At 35.3% G+C, this 21921-nt stretch carries 14 protein-coding genes; 3 read left to right on the top strand and 11 right to left on the bottom strand.

The window, feature by feature from the left end; translation table 11 throughout:
* Positions 1–133 precede the first annotated feature (133 nt).
* On the top strand, positions 134–643 hold the full coding sequence (locus tag PYV58_RS06695) for a hypothetical protein (protein ID WP_034611505.1): 510 nt from the start codon (positions 134–136) through the stop codon (positions 641–643).
* A gap of 11 nt (positions 644–654) precedes the next feature.
* A complete protein-coding gene (locus PYV58_RS06690) occupies positions 655–1224 on the top strand; it encodes a hypothetical protein (RefSeq protein ID WP_034611502.1) in 570 nt (189 codons plus the stop codon).
* A gap of 108 nt (positions 1225–1332) precedes the next feature.
* Here the strand turns inward: PYV58_RS06690 and PYV58_RS06685 are convergent, their stop codons facing one another.
* The 5 genes from PYV58_RS06685 to PYV58_RS06665 form a co-directional block, all read right to left on the bottom strand.
* Positions 1333–1791 carry a DUF2846 domain-containing protein gene (locus PYV58_RS06685; RefSeq protein ID WP_034611500.1) on the bottom strand — a complete coding sequence of 153 codons (459 nt, stop codon included), beginning with the start codon at positions 1789–1791 and terminating at the stop codon, positions 1333–1335.
* A 73-nt stretch (positions 1792–1864) separates the two neighbouring features.
* Positions 1865–2368: a contact-dependent growth inhibition system immunity protein gene (locus PYV58_RS06680; protein ID WP_051670988.1), complete on the bottom strand. Its 504-nt coding sequence runs from the start codon at positions 2366–2368 to the stop codon at positions 1865–1867.
* 1 nt (position 2369) lies between these two features.
* Positions 2370–8543, bottom strand: a complete 6174-nt coding sequence (locus PYV58_RS06675) for a DUF637 domain-containing protein (RefSeq protein ID WP_051670986.1) — start codon at positions 8541–8543, stop codon at positions 2370–2372.
* A gap of 17 nt (positions 8544–8560) precedes the next feature.
* On the bottom strand, positions 8561–10231 hold the full coding sequence (locus PYV58_RS06670) for a ShlB/FhaC/HecB family hemolysin secretion/activation protein (protein ID WP_227504213.1): 1671 nt from the start codon (positions 10229–10231) through the stop codon (positions 8561–8563).
* Between the two features lie 863 nt (positions 10232–11094).
* Positions 11095–12438 (bottom strand): EAL domain-containing protein, encoded by a 1344-nt coding sequence (locus tag PYV58_RS06665; RefSeq protein ID WP_034611497.1) that lies wholly within the window; start codon positions 12436–12438, stop codon positions 11095–11097.
* A gap of 984 nt (positions 12439–13422) precedes the next feature.
* Between PYV58_RS06665 and PYV58_RS06660 the strand changes: the two genes are divergently transcribed.
* Positions 13423–15606: a solute carrier family 23 protein gene (locus tag PYV58_RS06660; protein ID WP_034611495.1), complete on the top strand. Its 2184-nt coding sequence runs from the start codon at positions 13423–13425 to the stop codon at positions 15604–15606.
* A gap of 293 nt (positions 15607–15899) precedes the next feature.
* Here PYV58_RS06660 and PYV58_RS06655 read toward each other — a convergent pair whose 3' ends face one another.
* The 6 genes from PYV58_RS06655 to PYV58_RS06630 form a co-directional block, all read right to left on the bottom strand.
* Positions 15900–16868, bottom strand: a complete 969-nt coding sequence (locus PYV58_RS06655; RefSeq protein ID WP_034611493.1) for a triacylglycerol lipase — start codon at positions 16866–16868, stop codon at positions 15900–15902.
* Between the two features lie 673 nt (positions 16869–17541).
* Positions 17542–17856: a hypothetical protein gene (locus PYV58_RS06650; protein ID WP_155768673.1), complete on the bottom strand. Its 315-nt coding sequence runs from the start codon at positions 17854–17856 to the stop codon at positions 17542–17544.
* A 3-nt stretch (positions 17857–17859) separates the two neighbouring features.
* Positions 17860–18051 (bottom strand): hypothetical protein, encoded by a 192-nt coding sequence (locus PYV58_RS06645; protein WP_051670982.1) that lies wholly within the window; start codon positions 18049–18051, stop codon positions 17860–17862.
* A gap of 524 nt (positions 18052–18575) precedes the next feature.
* Positions 18576–19391 (bottom strand): phosphonoacetaldehyde hydrolase, encoded by an 816-nt coding sequence (gene phnX / locus PYV58_RS06640; protein ID WP_275059724.1) that lies wholly within the window; start codon positions 19389–19391, stop codon positions 18576–18578.
* A gap of 192 nt (positions 19392–19583) precedes the next feature.
* On the bottom strand, positions 19584–20699 hold the full coding sequence (gene phnW, locus PYV58_RS06635; protein WP_034611487.1) for a 2-aminoethylphosphonate--pyruvate transaminase: 1116 nt from the start codon (positions 20697–20699) through the stop codon (positions 19584–19586).
* A 56-nt stretch (positions 20700–20755) separates the two neighbouring features.
* A complete protein-coding gene (locus PYV58_RS06630; protein WP_034611483.1) occupies positions 20756–21910 on the bottom strand; it encodes a TIGR03364 family FAD-dependent oxidoreductase in 1155 nt (384 codons plus the stop codon).
* Between the last annotated feature and the right edge of the window lie 11 nt (positions 21911–21921).

The raw sequence follows: 21921 nt of genomic DNA, 5'->3' as shown, positions 1-21921 counted from the left end.
TAAAGTTTCAAAAAAAGCCATTAAAATAATTATAGGTTTAGTATATTAAACCAACCCTCTTTATAATAGATTGCTAAGTCAGAATACTTAGTAAAATTCTAAAAATAGTTTTCTCATTTTAGAGGTTTATTTTATGAATAATCAATTGATCAAAATAACCTTATTTGTTGCTTTATGCTCTTCACCATTTGCACTTGCAGAAATCCCAAAAGAGCTGCTTTATCAAACGCCTCAAAATATTGATTCAGCACAACTCGCAACAATTCAAGGTTTCCAAGAAACGAGCACCCCTTTAAAGTTCATAAAAGCTCGTATTTATATTAATCAAATCAATGGCAAAGCCACATTAAACCAATCAAAAGACTGGAATAAAATCTATTCCATTCTACCCACACAGACAACGGTTCGCTTCACCTCTGATGCTCAGCAATTATTTTCTTCAGGTGAGCTCAATTTTACTGCTCAAACAGGGCAAAAATATCAAATCAAAACCAATCAAGCGGATAAAAACAGCCATAAACACGGCATTCAGTTTTGGATTGAAGATTTAACTACAGGTGAAGCAGTCACAGATAAGCAATTTGCTCATACAGTAGTAAATCAACCTCAACAAATTTATATGCCAGTCATTATTAATAAATAGAGGGATTGAATATGCATCTATTTTTTAAAATCTCAATTCTAAGTGTACCGATCATTTTTACTGCTTGTATCAGTACATCCAAGAATACACCTGCTATTGAATACTATTCTCCACCTCAAGCATCATCACAAACAGCAACCATCATTGGTGATCTCTATGATCGTAAATATTTAGCAGACACGATTGCTTTTGTCTTTGCAGTAGATAAAAAGAAAGTAGAGCATGGCTATCATCAGCTCAAAGAGCCTTTAATTCTGCACGCTGGTGAACATGATTTACAAATTTGGTGTGGTCAAGGTTCTTATAACTATACCAATTTAGTCAAAGTCCATATTAAACCAAATAAAAGATACCAAGTCGGTTATGAATTAAATCCAAATAAACAAGAAGGTTGTGTATTTTGGATTAATGATTTGGAAACAAAGAAACCTGTGACTGAACTTGTAAATGGTGTGGGATTATGGCGAGCTAACGCTATTACTGATCTACCAATTCAAGCATTCTTAGAACCAAGACCTCATAGTGGCCAAGGATATACGGTGGTGCCTATTAGAATTATCAATAAAATGGGCAGTCATTAAAAATGATCTGGGCAGCTGATCATCATGTTAGCTGCCCAGATTTTCAGATATATAACATTCAAAATGCATGATTTTTCAACCGACGTTAGATGATGAAGCGTCAATATTTTATTTACCGCATTTGCCCTTTTCTGCTAGTTTTAGTTTTTGTATCGCTTTTTGACCTTGTGCATTATCCACCAATTTCAGTCCAGCTCCACCGACCAGCAAACTTGGTTTGATATACTGTTTGATAAAATAATTCTCTCCACTCTTTGCTTGAAGTTTAAGGTCATTTGGTGAAAATTCAGATTCAGTTGAAATGGTATATTCCTGACCACTAGCAACTTCTTCATGGAAGAAAATATTAGGGGCTGTTTCACCAATACAACGACCATTGATTTTAATGTCTTTTTTAATTGTCGTACCCAATCCACCAGCACGGTAGATATACAATCCAGATTTACCCTGCTCAGGCAGTTTAAACTGTTTTGAAGTAGCACTCAGTTCCTTATGAGCAAGGGGAACTGATGCACAGCCTGTAAAAAGAAATACTGTTGTTATCATAGCAAGTAAGGTTTTATTCATTTTCTTAGTACTCCACATCTATAATAAAAATGGATGAACAAATAAGCTTTTTATCATTTTAGAATAGTCAAGCTTAGGATTTTGAATAAATTGATTTGCAGCGGGACAGGGCTAAATGAGCTGCAATACCAATATCTTCTAAACTACTACTAATGGAAATCTCTACATAATCCGCTTGGCTTATTCTATTCCCATTCCATGCTTCCCTTTTAACCTGATCTAGTGGAATAAAAGTTATAACCCCATCCCGCTCTTCAACACTTAAATTAAACATCGGCTTGAATAAGCGCTCATTAGTTTTTATTGAAGTAAATGCCAATAATCGCCGCACCCATTCTTTATATCTTTCTGAAACTTTTCTTAAATCAAAAAAATCAGACTCTTCAGAAGTAATTAATCTACTGAATTTCAAGCATTCTACTATTGCTTCTCCAAATGTGGAATTTTCTATATTAGGAAATAGTAAGTACTCTTTACCTTTATCATCACGTACCCATATACCATCACCCGACCTTGTATTTATTGCAATTATAAATTGATTAGCATAAATACCACAGCTTCGAATATTTTCTTTCATTTTATTTAACCACCGTTATTAATAATTTCACATTTTTACTTTGACCATATTGAATAGCTTTATTTATCTGCTCCCAATGCGCTATTGGTGTATTATCCGGAATTGCAACTCTAACTTCTCTATTTTTTATCATTGATGAACTCAAAGTGAAATCTGATAAAGACGCTTGTTTAAAATCAGATGCTGCATCAATGTTACTTTTTAATGCCTGATATACTTGGCTAGGGTTATTAGTTTTGGCAATTGTTGTCGTGTCCAATGTCTTAGCACTTATCGCCGTTCCTGTTGACTTATCAAAATAATCAAAAGTCGAAAAATTCGGAGGTAATCTAGAATTTGCAGGTAATTTTGTAGACAAATAATCCTCCCAAGGCATCCCTTGCTTAGCAATTCCCTTCCCCCAAGAAACACCTGTTTCTTTTTGAGTAACAGTATTAAACCAAGTCCATCCTTCAAATTTGTTGACAAACTGAAGGTCTTCAGCTGTTTTCGCTACTCTTACAACACCATTCTGAACAATAACTTTTGTACCATTAACAACATATGCTGTTGCTGCGACTCCTAATTTCCCACCTGTGACAACTGCTTTTGGTAATGCTGCAACGCCAGTTAACATTTGAACAATATCCATTGTATACTTTGCATCCACCATAGCGCGTCCAAAAGTATCATTATTCATACTCATAAGTGCATCTAAATCTTGAAATTCCTTATGATTGTTAATTAACCCTAACTTTAATAAAACTAATGGCTCCTCAGAGTTTGCAAGTATTTTTATCCCCTCTATCATTTTTGCTCTTTCTTCAGAATTTACAAAAGGTAATCCTAATTGTCCTAATGAAAGAAATGCACCCACTGTACCGCCGGCTGCTTGTTGTGCGCTATCTTTAAAAAGCTTTTTAAGATCATCGGCAAGTGCATTATTCTGAACTGCTATTGTTGCTGTATTTACTGCCGTATTCACATCGTAACCAAGTGCTGCTGCTGTTGATCCAGCAATTAGGTTACTCAAATTTTTAATTTTTAATTTTTCACTCTCACTTAATTCAAAAGAATATTTCCCATTCTTTAAATTTTCTGCAACAATTTCTCCCATCGCTGCACCAATAGCTCCAGCTTCACATTCTTTTTTTGAGATTGTTGCTGCTACACACCCTGATACTGCATGCAAAATCTTATTAACAACATAATTCATATCTAATGAATTACCAACTCTCAGATCGTGTATTTGGCCTGCTGCTTTTGCTTGTAAAGAGTTTGATAAAGCATTGAGTAGAATTGTTTCTAAATCTATTTGACTCAAATCACCATTTATTGAAGCCTCAATAACACTACTTGTTAAAGCAGTAATAGTATTTGCATAAATTTTATCGACTATGTCAGTAGAATTCGTAGGTAAGTTTAAAGTTTTACTCACGCTATCCAATATCCCGGCGGTAACAACAGATGTTGCTAAACTTTTAATATATTCTTTAGAACCTAACTCCTTAAGTGTTTTACCCAAATCTCCTTTATTGTTTATTAAGCTCAATGAAGTTTGAGTTGCAAGTGAAGTCAAAGCAGCATTAACCATCGCCCCTACCGCTGTATAAGTTGTCACACCTGAAGCTGTTGTTGTCGCTAAAGTTATTCCGCCAAATGTGATAGATCCGCCTCCAGCGGCAGTCGTTCCGATTACTGCAGTACCTGCTCCATAAGTAACTATTGCTACAATAAGCACAATAATAGCTGCCGCTGCTCCTGTTAAACCTTGAGATTTATAATCCCAATCCTGTTGAGCAAGAATGATTTTATTCCAATCCACATCAGTACGGTTTACAAAGTCTTTTAAATATTGATTCCCCGGTTGGTTTGCCAGCTTTAAAATTTCATCTCGAATTTGTACTTTATTTTGGTCTTTTTCGCCTACTGGTATTTGAACACTAATACCGCCATCAGCTTGGAAAGTTGGAGCTGTTGGTCCATTAAAACTTGGCAATTGTGCTGTTTCAGTGATGGAACCTTTGTCTTGCATAGACTGCCAAACAATAGAGTTCTTTTCTTTTTTTACAACATCTTCAATTCTTGTTATTGCAGGTGCGATAAAAATTTTCCCACCAGACTCAATTTCTGCACCTCTTAAATATTTAAACTCTGTACCTACAAGTTCCATATCAAAACCCGACTTGACGCCGATATAATTAGCTTTTAATGTTGCTGGAATTTGTGACACTTGGGAGCGAGTAGAATTGGTTTTTGAACGATTGTACTTAATTCCTGCAAATGAGGACTTCTTGGTGATGTCTTCCCTGCTTGTTGAAACGTTATTCGCAGTATAAAAGTTAATATTTCCTCCTGATCGTATAGAAATATTTCCTTCCGCATTAAATTTACCTGAATAAATATCTATACTATTATTAGGATTATTAATCTCTTTACTTTCTATAGAAATATTTTTTGCTTGTATTTCAACTGATGCAGCATCAATATTATCATTTTCGGTTTTCGTGGTAATATATTTTTTCTTTAAACCACCCCATGATCTTCTCTTTTGAGTCGTCGTTCTACGATCATAGCTTTGTTCTATAGCCGCATCAAAAAGAATGTTTTTAAACGACTCTATCTTAACGTTACCATTTTGCGAAACAATACCTGTTGCTTGTAAGACCAAGTTATCTTTGGAGGTTTTGCCAACGGTTCTTAGATCTACACCATTAAAACCATTAAGAACAGTCGGATTAACTAAAGTTTTAAAACTATAATTTGCATCATATTCATTGCCTTTATCATAGAAATCTTGTGTTCCATCTATAATAATACTCGCATCAAAGCTTTTCGGTTGACCACCCACACCTTGTGTAGCTGTTGCAGTATAAGTCTGATCTAGAGGTCCTTGCGCCTCTATGTCGATTGTTCCAGCCTTAGCTGTTAACTCAGAGCCACTAATTGAAATTCCCTTTTTAGATTTTAGTGAAATGTTGCCTGAGTTACTTGTTATATTGCTGCCTGTATGACTATAGCCATTATTACCAGTAAATAAATCAAGATATTTATCATCTAGGTTAAATTTATAAACTTGATCTACAGGTAAAAATTGGCCCGATAAGAAATGAGTAAAACTCGTTTTCTGATAGCCCAGAATTGTGTAAGTATAGATAGGTACAACAGGATATTTTTTAAAAAACTCTTGTTCTGCAAGATAAAATGAACTAGCATTTTTTCTGTATTGTATTTTTAAATTTTCATAATCATCTAAAAATTCCTTTGAATTAAAAAGAGTTTCTCTATTTTGAAAAGTGTTTTTAACTGCATCAATTTTCAAATTTCCTTGAGATGATATTATTTCTATATTTTTTTCAGCATTGATTTTTGCTGCTTCAATACTGACACTATTTCCTTCTAGTTGTATTCCACCTTTATTGCTAATCAATGAAACCAAGCTTTCTGATCCTCGGCCTTTGCTTCCACCTTTGCTTTCTAAAACTAAGTCTCCTTTTTTAGACACAAGCTCCAAATCACCAAAAGCATTGATATTTATGCTTGGAGTTAATTTCAGTGTTTGTTCAGTTTGTATCGATAAGTTTCCATTTAATTTATTTAAATCAGCATCATTTTTTAAAATATCTGTACTCGTCGTTTTAAAGGAAACTGCACTATTTTCATTTATTTTCTTAGCTTCGACTAATATTGCACCACCATTATAATTGGTTTCAGATGCGCTATGTACGCCATCACTGACTAAAGAAAGAATACCTTTGGCATTAAAATTTGAGTCATTTGAAGAAATTAAGCCTTTAGATTTTAGAGCGATATGTTGATCTGAGCTAACATTTAAACGATTTGAATAAATTCCATCTGAAGATAATTCAATATTTTTATCTGACTTTAGAGTTGAATTTTCAAAATAAATATCTTCCACCGCTTCAATATTTATTTTTCCTCCTATTGTATTAACAGATGTATTTTTTAAGCTTGAACCTGTATTGCTTTTTAAATAAAATCCTTTCGATGAAACTTCACTATCTATTAATCCATTACCTCCACCTCCTTCACTAACTAAAGAAACCATACCATTTGCATTATATTTTGAACGGTCTGTTACATTTAAGTCTTTAGATTGTAAAGCAATATTTTGACCTGAATTAATATCTAAACCTGTTGAAAGAATATCCTTTGAAACAATTTGTATATTTTTATCCGACTTTAGATTTGAATTTACAATGGTAGTTTCACCTAAAGCTTCAATATTTATTCCTCCTCCAATTGTATTAATAGAAGCATATTTCATATTGAGATCTTTATTACTTTTTAAATAAAGCCCTTTCGATGAAAATTCATTGTAATCAAATATTGGAAAAGGAAGATAAAATTTAAATCCATATTCAGCCTCCTGTATAGACTTATTAAATTGTTTTTTTAAATCAACTCCATTCCCTCCATAAATTTGAATAATACCATTTTCAGCATTTATGTTTGTATTCTCAAGACTAACTTTCCCTAAGTCAGAAGAAAATAAATTTACACCATTGAGTCCCGAGAGAACATTTTTTGTATATATGTCTAAAGGATAATCTGGAACTCTTTTATCATAAGTGATCTCTTTTTTTGGCAATAAATTTAGATCAAGTTTTGACTGGATGTTCAGTGTTCCTTGCTTAGCATTGATATCAATATTTTTTCCATTTAAAGTTCCATTAGCAACAAGATTAATATCACCTTGATTAGCCGATATATTTGCATTTTCAATATTTAAATCATTTTTAGCTTGAATATAAATATCGTTAATACTTGAAAAATTTCCAGAGTCTTGAATCCGAATATTATTATCAGCAACCAATTGAATACTACCATTGACCCCAATATTCATATTACTATCAAGATTGATATTCTTCGCATCAATGTAGAGATTCCCACCTTGACCAAAATTCTGGACATTGCTACTGTTCTTAAAATTGACATCGCCCTTAGCACTGACAGAAATTATATTTGGATTATCCACTCCCTGCTTTTCTAATAGAGCACGATCAAAAGTGATGTTTCGGCCCGATTCCAAAAGTAAATTACCATTACTGATCATCGACCCACTACTGACAATATCGGCACCCTCACCGGTACTGATACTCAATAGACTACCCTGCGCATTGGTATTTTTTAGCGTCCCTGTATTTTCGATTTTACCTGCGCTGGTAATCACTAAACTTTGTGGTGACTGAATGGTCCCTGCATTGCTCACGCCTAAACCTTTCTCTGTGCCAATGATAAAAATATTATTGGCATACATGCCACCCAATGCTTTTACATCAAGTGCAAATATTGGACTAGTACTGTTTACTTGGGTTGGTGTAATTGTACTTAAGTCATTACTGATCGTGTTTGATCCCGTAATGACTTGTAAGGTTTGATTGGCATGCGCTTGAGCATTGAGTTCGACAGCCTTTGCGTAAATATCAACATAGTCTGCATTATTGTTATTACCGCCCAGTCCTAAGTTGTTTCCAGTTGAGCTAACATTAACTTTTCCTTGATCCACCACAAACTGTTGAATACTTCCATCAGGATTTAGCTGTATTTTACCTGTGGTGAAAATTGCCTTATTGGCATTAATAAAACCACCACCTTGAATATTAATTCCAGATGGATTGGCAATAATCACATCTGCACGTTGTCCAGTAACCTCTAAATTTCCTTTAAATTGCGATGCTGCGGAAGAGTTCACCTCATTGAGAATCACTCTTGCTTCACCTATTTGTAGATAAGGATTAGCCCCCACATTCCCAACAATCACAGAACCTGCACCATTGCGGCTGTTATTTAATACAACACCTGGTTGTAATACATCAAATTGATTATAGACGTTATGAGATACGCCATTTTTAGGTGTTTGAATATTAACAACAGGGACATTTTGACCTTGTTGATTGCGCCCAACACCTATGCTGGCTTTTTGTGAGGCTTGAGCATTCGGGGCAACTTGTATTTGCGCATAGACAGGAGCGAACGACATAAACAAGCTCATCGATGCAACTAAGCCTTTTACTTGCCATGTTTGATGAAAAGACGTGTTTTCTGGTTTTTCCGCTCGATTTAAGCCAGCGCTTTGCCCAGTAGTCTTTGTCTGGCTTTTGATATTTTCAGCCACAGCAATAAACATATTTTTTACTTTGCTAAAAATAATGCGATAACAATTTCTATTCATTTTTTATTCCTTTTTGCTTAGTAGGAAAAATTCAAGTTAAAGCCCGTAACCCACTCTTTTTTAATGTGATTAGGCGCTTGTATTCCATGACCTACAAAGGTATCTAGATAGATACCTTTAAAATAACTACGTGTACCGAATACGCTACCGATGAGATAACGCTGACCAGAATAACTATTCCGCCCATTGACCCATCCCTGATCTATCCCTGCATAAAACTGAGTCGCAGGAATAGGTGAATTCCAGCTAAATTCTTGTTGTAGATAATGACCGTTATCCCCAGACAGCATGACCTCACCATCAAAGCCTCTGACGCTATAGCGCCCGCCAATATAAAAACGGTCTTGAGGCACTAAAATTTTAGGTGCAAATTGCCCCCGCCAATTTAAACGGTATTGGATGGGGTGATTTAAAATGGTAAAAGGTTGGGAGTATCGAAGATCAGCACTCCACAATGGAGCACGAGCATATCCCTCTACAGGTAAAGGGCGACCAAAAATATCTACAATTCTTTCTTCTGGCGCAGATTGTGCATTCAATGCGCCTGTACCGCGTCGATAATCAAGATTCAAATCTAGTAATGCATTGCCAATATATTGTCGATGTTGAATTCCCACATTCCATCCAGCAGTTTTTCTACGCTGTACACCTACTTCAATATTTTCAATAAAATTTTGATTTTCTCTATAATAACCCTTGGTATAAATACTGGTTTTATAACCTGTACCACGCCCAATCATGCGTGAAAGTGTCAGATGACTTTGTTTGGTTTTTCCACTATATAAAATCGGCGCATTAAAGCCCGCGATCTTTTGTTCATATTTATATTCATTATGGGCTGCTGATAACTCATAATTTCGAAATGGAATTGAATAATGGATATAAATACTTTGATTAAAGTCTTCATTCCAATTATCCAATGAATGACTTAAGTTGATATTGAGTACATCATTCAAATGCAAAGGGTTGTTTAAACTAATTCCTAAACTACCAATATATTCTCCTGTATTTTTTAAACCTGAATTATCAACACCCAAGCTAAATCCTATTTTTTTATAAGGTCTAGATGTTACGATAAGATCACTATAACCAACGAGTTCTGTACCATCTTGTGTTAAGGCCGGTTCTATCTGGATATCCACATCTCGATTTGAAACTCTTTTTAAATTTTCCAAACCTTGATCAATTTTTTTAAGATTTAAAATTTCATTATTTTTTAAAGGTATAGCATTGAATATTTCTATTTTATTTACAGCTTTATCCTTAGAAAGGATTTGATGAATCCGCCCTACATGTATATTTAAAACTAAATTACCTTGAGTTAAATCTTGTGGATTGACTGCAATTTGAGTGGTAATCAATCCCTGTTTGATCAACTCATTTTGCGCATATTTCACCAGATTCTGCAGGCTTTGAGTGCCTATACATTGCTCTACAACAAAATTAGGCTGATTTAAGTCATAGAACAAACCATTGAAAATATTTTGATTTTTACTTTGAATTGGATCATTTATGATGAAATGGAGTTGTTTTATTTTAAAACATGGCTTTTCGAGAACAATAACATGCTCACGACCAAGTTTTTCGGTTTTTTGTTTTGGCGTTAATAATATATTTTCATCATTTAACTTTTTTTCAAGCTCATTTAAACGTTGATCTTGACGAATAATTTCTGGAGTTAAATCCACTATACCTGATCTCGATGGTATGTCAGCGGCATATATGCAGAGTGGATAAGCCGAAATTATAGATAAAAAATATATTTTTTTATGTTTTTGATTTGCCATAATAATCATTAATAACATTCAATGTTAAAAAAATAGATTATTAAATATACAACCATATAGAAAAACTAAACAATATTTAAAAGTAAAATTAGAAAAAGCAAAAAAATCAGATAAAAAAATATTGAATTATTTAAATATTTTTTATAATAAACAGTTTAAAACATACTCCATGTTTTATTTATTAATCTCATAATTTATACATTTTCAATAAATTTTATAAGCAAATTTATTGCCATAGAGATAGTTATAAATAGTTAATTAAATTGAATTTTTAAAACTAAAAGTTTAAAGTAAGTAGATTATAAAAACCTATTGAGGAAAAGAAACAGGAGGTTGATTTATGACATTACGACTGCGAACCCTCTAAAAAAATATTATAATTATTTTTATTTATTAAAATATTTAATTAAATCAATAGAAACTAGAACTCCAACTCACACTAAAATAATTCTACATCACTTTTACTTTATTTATTTCTACCTAAAATTTTATTAAAACTATTATGTGGAATCATTTTTTATAAAAAAGTTATTTAAAATCAAAATTATTGATAATTCCAGTCGAGAATAAACATTGTATAGCTTACTTCTCTCAACAAATTAACGAAGATACACCTCTAAGACTTAGCACTAAAACTTAGCTAATTTAGGAAATATTTATTTTATAAGAGTTTAATTTTCAAATACTTATACAATACAAGCATTGAATCAAAGGTAGAACTAAAACAGCTTATTTTCTTATTTCTATGATTTTTCTCGGAAACTTTAATGATTTTCCTCAGCTATTTTGTTCATAAAATCCGTTAAAGGCATTGGACACCCCCATAGGTAGCCCTGAAATTCAGTGCAACCATTTTCTTGAAAGCGATTAAATTGCTCAGCGGTCTCAATCCCCTCTGCTAAAACACGCAGGTTTAAATCAAGGCCAATTTTAACAATCCCATAGACCAATTTATTACACCGCTCATCATCTAAAGCCGCTTGCACAAAACTCTGATCAATTTTGAGTTGACTAATCGGCATTTTCTGCAAATAGCTTAATGATGAATAACCTGTACCAAAATCATCTAAAGCAAGCTGAATGCCATTTTTATCCAGAAAGCCCATTTTTTCTATAACACTTTCAATATTATTTAACGCAACCCTTTCAGTTATTTCTAATATGAGTTGGGATGGAAGCACTGCATTTCTCTGCACCATAGAGGTCACGATTTGCTCAAAATTCTCTTGCATAAAATGATCAGCACTTATATTGACTGAAAGTGTAAGATCTTTTGTAGATTCATTTTCACGCCAGTCTTGTAATACCTTGCTTGCCTGAATCAGTATCCAATCTCCAATTTTAGGCATTAACTCCAAAGTTTCCGCTACAGGAATAAAATCTTTTGCAGGGATATAACCAAGTGTCGGGTGACACCAACGTAGCAAAATTTCAGCGCCTATAATTTTTTCAGAAGAATTTACTTGAGGTTGATAAAAAAGCTCAAACTGTTGTTTTGAAAGTGCCAAGCGGAGATCCTGCACCAGCTTATTTTCTATCTGCAATTCCAATTGCATCACAAAAATTGAGATACAAATCATTAAGGTGGCAACGGATATTGCAATCCAACCACCATAAGCTCGAATGCTTTCAGCTAAAGGTATTGCTCCATCTAAAGTAAACGCACTCCCGCTAAAAAAGATAAAAGCGGCAATGGATAAGATAATTAAAATCAGTTGTAACGCATTGGGATCTCTTCGATAATTCAAATATCCCAATATAGCCCCTGCTGGAAGAAATAAATGCGCAACTCTGGGGTGATCTATTGTAGCGACATCAAATATTAAGCAAAAAACCACAGGAAAAATAAAGAGCACAATTTGTGAAACCAATATGCCCGCTGAAATCCGATGTATATAAATCAAAAATAAGCTGAAGATCGACATTGTTGTAAAAAAAATATCAATACAAACAATCAACCACATCTCAGCAAAGCTAAAATAGATTGTCCAAAATAGGCAAAAAGCGATACAGATAACAATATTTGCTTTAGCCGCAATTGTTATTTGCTGCTTTTTTACGGCATTGAAATGATTATTTTGGTTTTTTAAATAGGATAAAGCAAACATAAATACACCACTACACATATTTATTGATAAAATGTCCTTATTGTTTTTATATACAATTTTAGAATCACATCAATAAACACTAAATCATTAAAAATACTTAAATTTATAAATATCTAACTTGTTAATATGCTGATTAGCTTTAAAAACGAATATCGTCTTCAATATAATCCCTTAAATAATTATCCATCTAGTTATCCATCAAATTATAATTTTTGACATTACCAAAAAGCCAAAAGTGTTCAAAATCAATATTGCAAATAATATTTAAAACAGTCGTTAAGATAAAAAGAAGTTTTTTGAAGTCGTATCTGCTCCTGCATCCTGCTAAGCGAGTTGCCCAAATGAGACAGTATTATTTGAATAACCATCTATCATTAAAATGAAATATAACATGTTTTTTCACACAATCTATTGTTAAAAAGTAAACAGATAAAGCAATACAAAACAGATCATTGTGTAGTCAAAACATCATAATTCCCATTTTCAACCACTTAAATAAACAATTAAATTCACATGAAAAATCATATTTTTAAAATATTTCATAAACACTACAAAACCCGATATAAAAACAATAAAAGTTTTACATCTGAATCATCTTTTGGAAAAAGATGTTACGACTTACAAGTAAAACTTACTTATTTAAAAACAAATAGATCATCATTTTTTATTGATCAAATGATAAGTTACATAGAAGTACTCGAGTCTTTTTCTGCTTAAAAACCCAAAAATCAAATTAAAAGTAACGTATTAAAATACTTATAATTTAATCAAATTTTTCAAATAAATATTTAAGATTTTCTTTAATATTCAGAAAAATTTATCATTTGTAAAGCTGATATAGATTTTCTTTCCTAATCTGTTGTCATTTGGTCTTTATTAAAGTTTACCGACACATTCTCATCTAACTTAGGCAAGTTTGGTATACAGCATGAAATAGGCTGTATCCAGATGCATATCAAACTTATAAATTTGCCGAGAATATTTATGCAACAGGAATTGGTTCCCAGAAGAAAGTTTTATACAAATGATTTGCTCTCAGGTTTAGTTGTTTTTTTAGTTGCTCTACCGCTCTGTTTAGGTATAGCCAGTGCCTCAGGCGCACCCTTGATTTCCGGTATTATTGCGGGTGTGATTGGTGGAATCGTTATCGGTTATTTGAGTGGTTCTCATATCAGTGTGTCAGGTCCCGCAGCTGGGCTTACCGCTATTGTTTTAACACAGCTAGATAAGCTTGAAGGTAACTATCAAGCTTTTTTATTTTGTTTGGTTTTAGCGGGTCTCATCCAATTATTTTTCGGGTTATTTCGGTTGGGAACCTATTCAAATTTTATCCCAACCAATGTGATTATGGGGCTTCTTGTTGCCATCGGGTTAATCTTGATTATCAATCAGCTTCCTTTGCTCTTTGGGATTAAAACCGAAATTCTTCAACAACGTTGGTCCGAAGGGACAGGCCTATTACAGCATCTTGATTATGGTGCGGCAATCATTGGTATCTCTAGTGTATTCATTATTTTATTGTGGGATAAAACACCTTTCAAAAAACTGGTTGTACCCTCTGCACTTATTGCGGTTATTTTTGCTGGACTCTTAAACTATTTTTTTATCAGTACCCATTCCAGCCTCGCAGTCAGCACTGAACATCTGGTTAATCTTCCCAATATCTTTTCAGGTGTTGAATCAATTATCAGCTTTCCTGATTTCACTCAATGGAATAATCCTATTATTTATACAGGCGCTGTTACACTTGCGATCGTCGCCTCGCTTGAAACGCTATTAAATCTAGAAGCTGCGGACAAAATGGATCCGCAAAAGCGTGCCTCTCCGCCAAACAAAGAGTTAGTGGCCCAAGGTATCGGAAATACCATGTCTGGTTTAATTGGAGGTATGCCGATTACCTCAGTGATTGTTCGAAGTTCAGTCAATGCAGCAAGTGGTGCAAAGACTAAATTCTCTGCAATTTTTCACGGTATTTTATTGATTATTGCGGTTTTATTCCTGACACCATTAATCAATGTTGTTCCATTATCTTCCCTTGCCGCTATTTTAATTTTAACTGGCGTGAAATTAGCAAGCCCTTCACTTTTTAAACGAATCTATGCTCAAGGATGGAAGCAATTTCTACCCTTCATTGTAACAGTTGTTGCAATTATCGCGACAGATCTACTTATCGGTATTTTGTTAGGGCTGTTGATTAGTTTTATCATTGTATTAAAAAACAATTTATTCCGTGGTGTTCGTATTATCCACGAAGCACATTTGCATGGAAATATTACCCGTATTGAACTGGCACCCAATATTAGTTTTTTAAATCGTTCAGCGTTGGTTTCTGCCTTAGAGAAAATCGTCAGTGGTGATACTGTAGTGATTGATGCATCAAATACCTATTATATTGATCCGGATGTATATCAAGTGATTAAAGATTTTAGGGATGAAACAGCTGCAGAAAATGGCATCGATGTAAAACTAATTGGCTTTAAAATACATTATCCTGAAATTAAAGAAGAAGAACTGGATATTGATGTCAGTACTCAGGAAATTCAACGACAACTTACACCTGCACAAGTGTTTCAGCTACTCAAAGAAGGCAATCAACGATTCGTTAATCATGAACGGATTTATCATAATATTGCTCGTCAAATTCAGGTCACTGCACAATCTGGACAGCATCCATTTGCAGCAGTTCTAGGCTGTATGGATTCACGTGCACCAACAGAACGGATTTTTGATGTCGGTATTGGTGACTTATTTAGTCTACGCATTGCTGGAAATATTGCCGGCGAAAAAGTATTGGGCTCTCTAGAGTTCGCCTGTAAGAGTAAGGGTTCCAAATTAATTTTAGTATTGGGCCATACAGACTGTGGTGCAGTGACAGCTGCTTGTCAGATGTATGAACAAAAAAAGGATATCACTCAACTCAGCGAAACCCCACATGTACAATATTTTCTTAAACCGATTATGCAGGCGGCAGAAAACGTGCATAAAGAAATGACTGATTACCAACTCACCAGTAATTTCATTCAGGCGGTGACCATTGCAAATGTGCAAAATAATATTGCCTATATCTTAAGAAATAGCCCAGTACTGAAAAAGATGGTCGAAGAAGGTGAAATTGGCATTGCGGGTGGTATTTATGATGTAAAAACTGGAAAAGTGGATTTTTTATAAAGTCGGTACCAGTATGATCTCGTTATGATCTTTATAAGGATATCAGCATAAAGCTAGTCTTAAAGACAAGTGTAATGATCGACATGGATGTCATCTTCCCCTTTTGCAAGGATCTCTAATAAATCTTTATCAGCTTTCCATTCATAGATGAAAGAATCTAAATTTTTAGAAAAGATTAAACCTAAAGCCAATCATTGTGTTCTAAACAAAAGAAGCCTGAATATTCAGACTCCCTTATGATACGCTGAGTGTTAGTTTTGAAAATATTAGGGTCTATTGCTTATAATATTCCCTTATAACCCTTCAAGTTTTAGACGATTGACCTGTTGACGATAAAGTGACACAGGATCTGGTCCAAACCATGCTTTTAACCCTAAAATCTGATTGATTTCATCTAGGTGTGTTTGATTATAGTCATCTCGAATCACCTGGCCGAAATGTGCATTGCAACGGTTAACCAAACCATCATTGTCATTATTTTTATAAGATCTCGGTGCCATGGTGGAAATAGCAACGTCAATGACATCAAGTAGATTGGTTGCTTGAGCTTTACCTGTCCACGAATAATGATAAACCCCATTACTGGTAATCTTTTGACCATTGCCACAATCAGATGGGATTGCCGCAGTTGGGAATCTTGCATTGAATTCGGCAGAACCCTTTTCACTTAATGATTTCAATGAGCGATCCAGACTAATTGGCAAATCAGGATTACCTTGTAAGAGTAATTCTACTGGAGCAACGATATACTGTCCTAGGACTGTAAATAAAAATTTCTCACTAGGATTATCCAACATATCATCCCCCACTTTGGATCCTTTAAACGTTCCAGCAACAGCAGTGAGAGAGGCGACTTTTTCAGGTGCAATGGCTTCTATATAACGAATGGTTGGTCCACCATGACTATGACCAATCAGATTAACTTTTGTCTTTCCGGAGAGTGCCAAAACTTCATCTACTTGTTGTAGCAACTGCTCGCCACGAACTTCAGTGGATTCTAGTGGAGAAACCTGTGTCGCATAAACCGTCGCACCATTCCGTGCCAAATCGGGAAGCACCTGATAAAAATAATCCATCCCAAAAGCTGTCGGACCGAGTCGAGTAAAACCAAACATCCCATGATTAAATACAACTGGATATTTGGTTTTTGCATAATCAGAAGCCACATAGTTGCTGCTAACGCTCTGTAAACCAGAAGCAAAAACTGGCATAGCCAATGTGGCCAAAGCCACAATACTAGCGGTGAGTAAAGTCTGTTTCATATATTTCCCTGCTATCTTGATTTCTTTTCTTTAGAAATAAGCATCATTCACGTTATAAATCCTCTATAACCATGAACCATGCATTTTTTGTTTTTTTGCATAGTGCTCCTCATAAATAAAGCTGTCATCTAAAAGCCTTATTTACTCAATCCTATTTACCCTCCTTGGTTATGGATATATTCAAAGTTGTGTAGGCACATTTATTCTGGTTGATTACATAAATGAAATAACTGCATTTGTTTGACTAAATCACGCAGTGTCCTCTTATCTTTTAGTTTTGACTGTTGCTGAATTTCTTCTTTTCGGTCTTTCTAAAAGCACATTAAATTATTTTTCCAGTTTTGAGCTTGCTCAGTAGCTGAAAGATTTTCATGATCTATCACGTTTATTCACTTAACTGTGTAAATTTTGTAAGTCGCTTACTTATCTAATTAGATCACTAAGCTCTTCATCCAGAAGGAATTGGTTTTGTAGTTGTCTTAAATTTAAAGAAGCCCATTGATAATATTTAAAATATTCCTGAATCATATTACGGGGCGTTGATGATTTTGTTGTTTTGGATATGAAAAGAATGAAAAGTAACTCATCAGTTCATTTTACTGAAAAAGCTGAGATACAACTTTAGAGATGCTGTGTGAAGCCAAGAAAATCGTCCCGTTGGCTAAATACCACATTAGGCACGACTACGATCAATAAGAACACCGATACTTATACACCGGATTGCATCATTGTCATCAAAATATTCAACAGTGATTTCCACCCTCTCCATCTGCCACATATCCATATCCTCTGAGAATCCAAGAACCGTGGCCTGTCCCAAACCGATATTAAGCATCTTATTTCTAATTGAGTCACGAACCATCGAAAAGTCCAGCTCATAGGGAATAGGACCAGCATAAGCCCCATTTTTCTTATGAACTCCCCAGAATGTCAGCTTTGTCAGAACCCAAGGCCCTTGGTCGATATTGTGAGAGGGTATATCCTCCAACAACTAAATGCTTTTTAACTCTAACTGCAATCTTTTAGCTTCATTCCACCAGAGACGCCGTCCTGCAAGATTCATCGGATACTTTTCCAGATTTTCTTCACCAATTTTCAGTTCGGAAAAAAGCTGATGAAGAGCAGTCGATTCGGAGTCCTGCCCCACTGCCGCTACGAGTACCTCAACACTTGGATAATTCATTTTATTCACCTATAGTATTCTCTTTCACGCATCCATCGTATGTTTTCTATTGAAGGTATCTTTACTTAATCATCGTCAAAATTAGTCCAAATAGCCATGACTATTATATAGTTTAAAAACAGTAAACTCTGGCAAAGCTCAGAACAGGGACTGTCTTGTTGAGAGAGCAATTTGCCACAATAAACCAGCGCCTTAGTCACCCATAACCAAAACAACAAAAATCCACCCCAAGTATTTAATATACCTAAGTATTTTATATGCATAGAGATATATCATAATATAGCGTTTATCTATTATGAATAAATACGAATACCATACTTATACAGTTGTTGTTTAATTGCTTTTTTAATATCAGTCTTCGCTACACCAATTAAAAATGAAGATTTATTAAGCCCAACTTTTAGACCTTTGACAACAATGCCCAAGGTATTATTGAACAGCTAACCCGCTTAAATACTTTTATAAAAAATTTATATTTCAGCTCTAAAAGAATACCAGTCATAAAGACTGGTATTCATCATCTGTTAAGGCTTTTCACTATTTGCTAAACGCTGTTCAATCGCATCCAATACCGCAGGTAAGTCAGCAATACTATCAATTACATAATGTGCACCTGAAGCATTCATTTTTGCGTATGCTTTTTCTTTTAAACTTAGTTGTTCAGACGATGAAAGTGCAGACCACTCTTCGAAGCTTAGCCCCACTTCATTCCCACTGACGGCCAAGCCCACAGTCCAACAACCAGCGTTTAAACCTTCTTCGATGCCGACCACTGTATCATCCACTTTCACCACAGTTTTAATATCTAACACATCAAGTTCGATTAAGTTTTTCCACAACATTTCAGGATATGGACGGCCATGTTTCACATCACTGGCTGTAATAGTACAGTCAGGCACATAACCTTGATCAGCTGCATCTTGCACCAATTGACCAATCATCATCGAAGCATAACCAGTATTACTGCCAATTTTTGCACCACGGGCACGAATATCAGCAAATGCGTCTAATGCACCCGGAATCAATTTTGAGCAGCTTGGGATGCTTTTCAATTGGTATGGAATAAAGTCCTGATATAAACGGTCAATATCCGCCACAGTCACTTCAGCACCATGTGCCTGCTTCCACGCATCTGCAACACGAGGCATTTTCAAAACTGCCGCAACGTGATCGCGTTTTTCCAAACCCATTGGTGCACGTGCTTCTTCAATTGAAATTTCAACTTTATTATCTGCAAATAAAGCCATAAATGCCAAAATGGGTGCGCGTGAACCAAAATCTACTGTTGTACCTGCCCAATCAAAAACCACGGCTTGTAATGCTGAATTTGAAGTGTTCATAAGGTTATCCTATTCATTTCTCAAAGTTAAAAATAGCTGTCTTGCGTAAGTTAAGTTTTGCGTAATATTTAATTTTTAATGGCAGCGCCCGCTCCTTTTAAAAGGAGAGCTAGGAAGAGGATTTATAATCTCCCCATCCTAACCTCCGCCCTGAGCCATAAATGGCACAAGAAAAGGAACTGTGAACTCCAATCAAATACGATAGTGCTCAATCGCTGTTAAAAGCCGTTCAATATCATCTAAATAAACCTCTCCGATATTGCCGATACGGAAGCAATTTAAGTCGGTGACTTTGCCGGGATAGATTACAAACCCTGCTTGTTTCAAATTTTCATACAAGGCTTGGAAGCTAAAATCGGCTTCATTTGGATATAAAAATGTAGTGATAATTGGAGATTGTGGTACATCTTGATCTAAGACCATTTCAAAACCAAGCGCTTGCATACCTGCGGCTAAACGTTGTTGATTATTGAAATAACGCTGATAACGTGCGGTTACTCCGCCTTCTTGTTCTAATTCTAAAAGTGCTTGATAAAAAGCACGCACCACATGAGTGGGCGAAGTAAAACGCCATTTACCATTATGCTGTTCCATGGTGTTCCATTGGTCATATAGGTCTAAACTGACTGAACGAGCCAAACCTTTGCACGCTTGTAATTGCTCACGTTTTGCCAAAATAAAACCAAAGCCAGGTACGCCTTGGATGCATTTATTGGCACTTGAAATCAAGAAATCAATTTCGAGCTCTGCAATATCCATTGGCACGCCACCAAAAGAACTCATCGCATCGACAATCCACACTTTGTTTTTGGCTTTGACAATGCGCCCAATCGCTTGAATTGGGTTTAATAAACCAGTGGTGGTTTCGCAATGCACACATGACACATGAGTGATATTGTCATCTTCAAGTGCTTTTTCGATATCAGCCAGTTGAGGGATTTGCATTTCAGGGTAGCGTAATTCCACCACGTCAATTTTTAAACATCGAGCCATTTGCACCATGCGTGCACCATATGCCCCGTTATTGATAATTAAAATTTTACCATCCTTTGGAATCGCCGAACCTAACACTGCTTCTACAGAGAAACTCCCACTGCCTTGCATCAACACAGCACTATATTGTTCAGGTTTTGCAGTTGCCAACGCCACCAAACGACTGCGGATCTCCTGAACCAATGCGTTATATTCTTTGTCCCAAGTACACCAATCACGTTGCATCACACGACGCACACTTTTCGATGTAGACAATGGTCCTGGTGTCAACAGTAAGTATTTATTTTCAACATCGTGTTCAATTTGTGCGTTCATTTCGCCTAACCTTTGTTCAATTTCATACAGTATAAATAAATCTGGTTTAAACCAGATTACAAAATATAATTTTCTAACATTTCTTTCATAAATGCTGCGCCTGTGGTCATGCCTTTGCCTGCAATCGCACTGACAAGGAAAATATTGGTTTCAGCTTCCATCACACATGCCAATTCCGTAGGATGAGTCAGGTAATAACCATTCCAACGAGATTCAATTTCAGGGAGTTCTAAGCCAATATTTTCTTTGCAATATTGCAAAATGAATTGGTTAATTTCTTCACGTTGATTAAATTGTGGTAGGTCTTCAATCGGATAATATTCATGGCTATCGCCCAAAATAATTTGTCCGAATTCATTTTGTTTAATCAGGATATGAATACCGTATTTTTCAACTAAACCGATTTGCGATTCATTGCGTAAATCTTGATGACTTGGGCAAATCTCAAAAGCGGGATAACGAGAGATCGACAATCCTGAATAAATCGAAGCTTTGAGATTGACTTTTAGCGGTTTGGTTAATGCCATTTGCAAAGTACAACGCAATAAACCTTTTTGTTGTAAGAGCTCGGGATACAACAATTGTGTCTCTTCACCATGACAAATCATGACTTTATTTGCGGTAAATGTTTGACCTGACGCCAAGCGAATATGCGCCATGCCTTGGTTAAATTGCGTCAGTACCACAGAGGCATTGCAATGAATGTGTACACCAAGTTTTTCGGCATATTGCAACAAACGCAGTCCCACCAAATGTGGCTCAACTGAATAATCTTCATGAAATACCATACCGCCACGTAGCGCAGTTTTTGGGTTTAAATAAGTATATTGATCAAACAGTTGCTGCTTAGACAATAGACTTACAGGAATCTGATAATCAGCTGCGGCTTGAGCAAACTCGTTTAATACTTGCCATTCAAGTTCAGTATTCGCAAGATACAAGCCATTTCGCTGTTGAAATGAAATATCAGTTTGTGCCTGAATCCGTTGATAAAATTCACGGGTTGCCAAAGCATATTCACGCCATTTCGCATCAGGACGGCTTAGCGTCGAAGTCCCAACCATGCCAAAGTTACGGCGAGTCGCACCTATAGGTTGTGCATATTTTTCAAAGACTTGTACCTTTAAGCCTTGCTCTGCCGCTTGGATCGCAGCCGATAATCCTAAAATGCCTGCACCGACAATAATTAAGTCAAATTGTACTGTATTCATTGTCTTTTCCA

Origin of the sequence: Acinetobacter sp. TAC-1 (assembly GCF_029025845.1) — a bacterium.
Lineage (GTDB): Bacteria > Pseudomonadota > Gammaproteobacteria > Pseudomonadales > Moraxellaceae > Acinetobacter > Acinetobacter guillouiae.
This window is presented reverse-complemented; position numbering and strand designations above follow the sequence as displayed.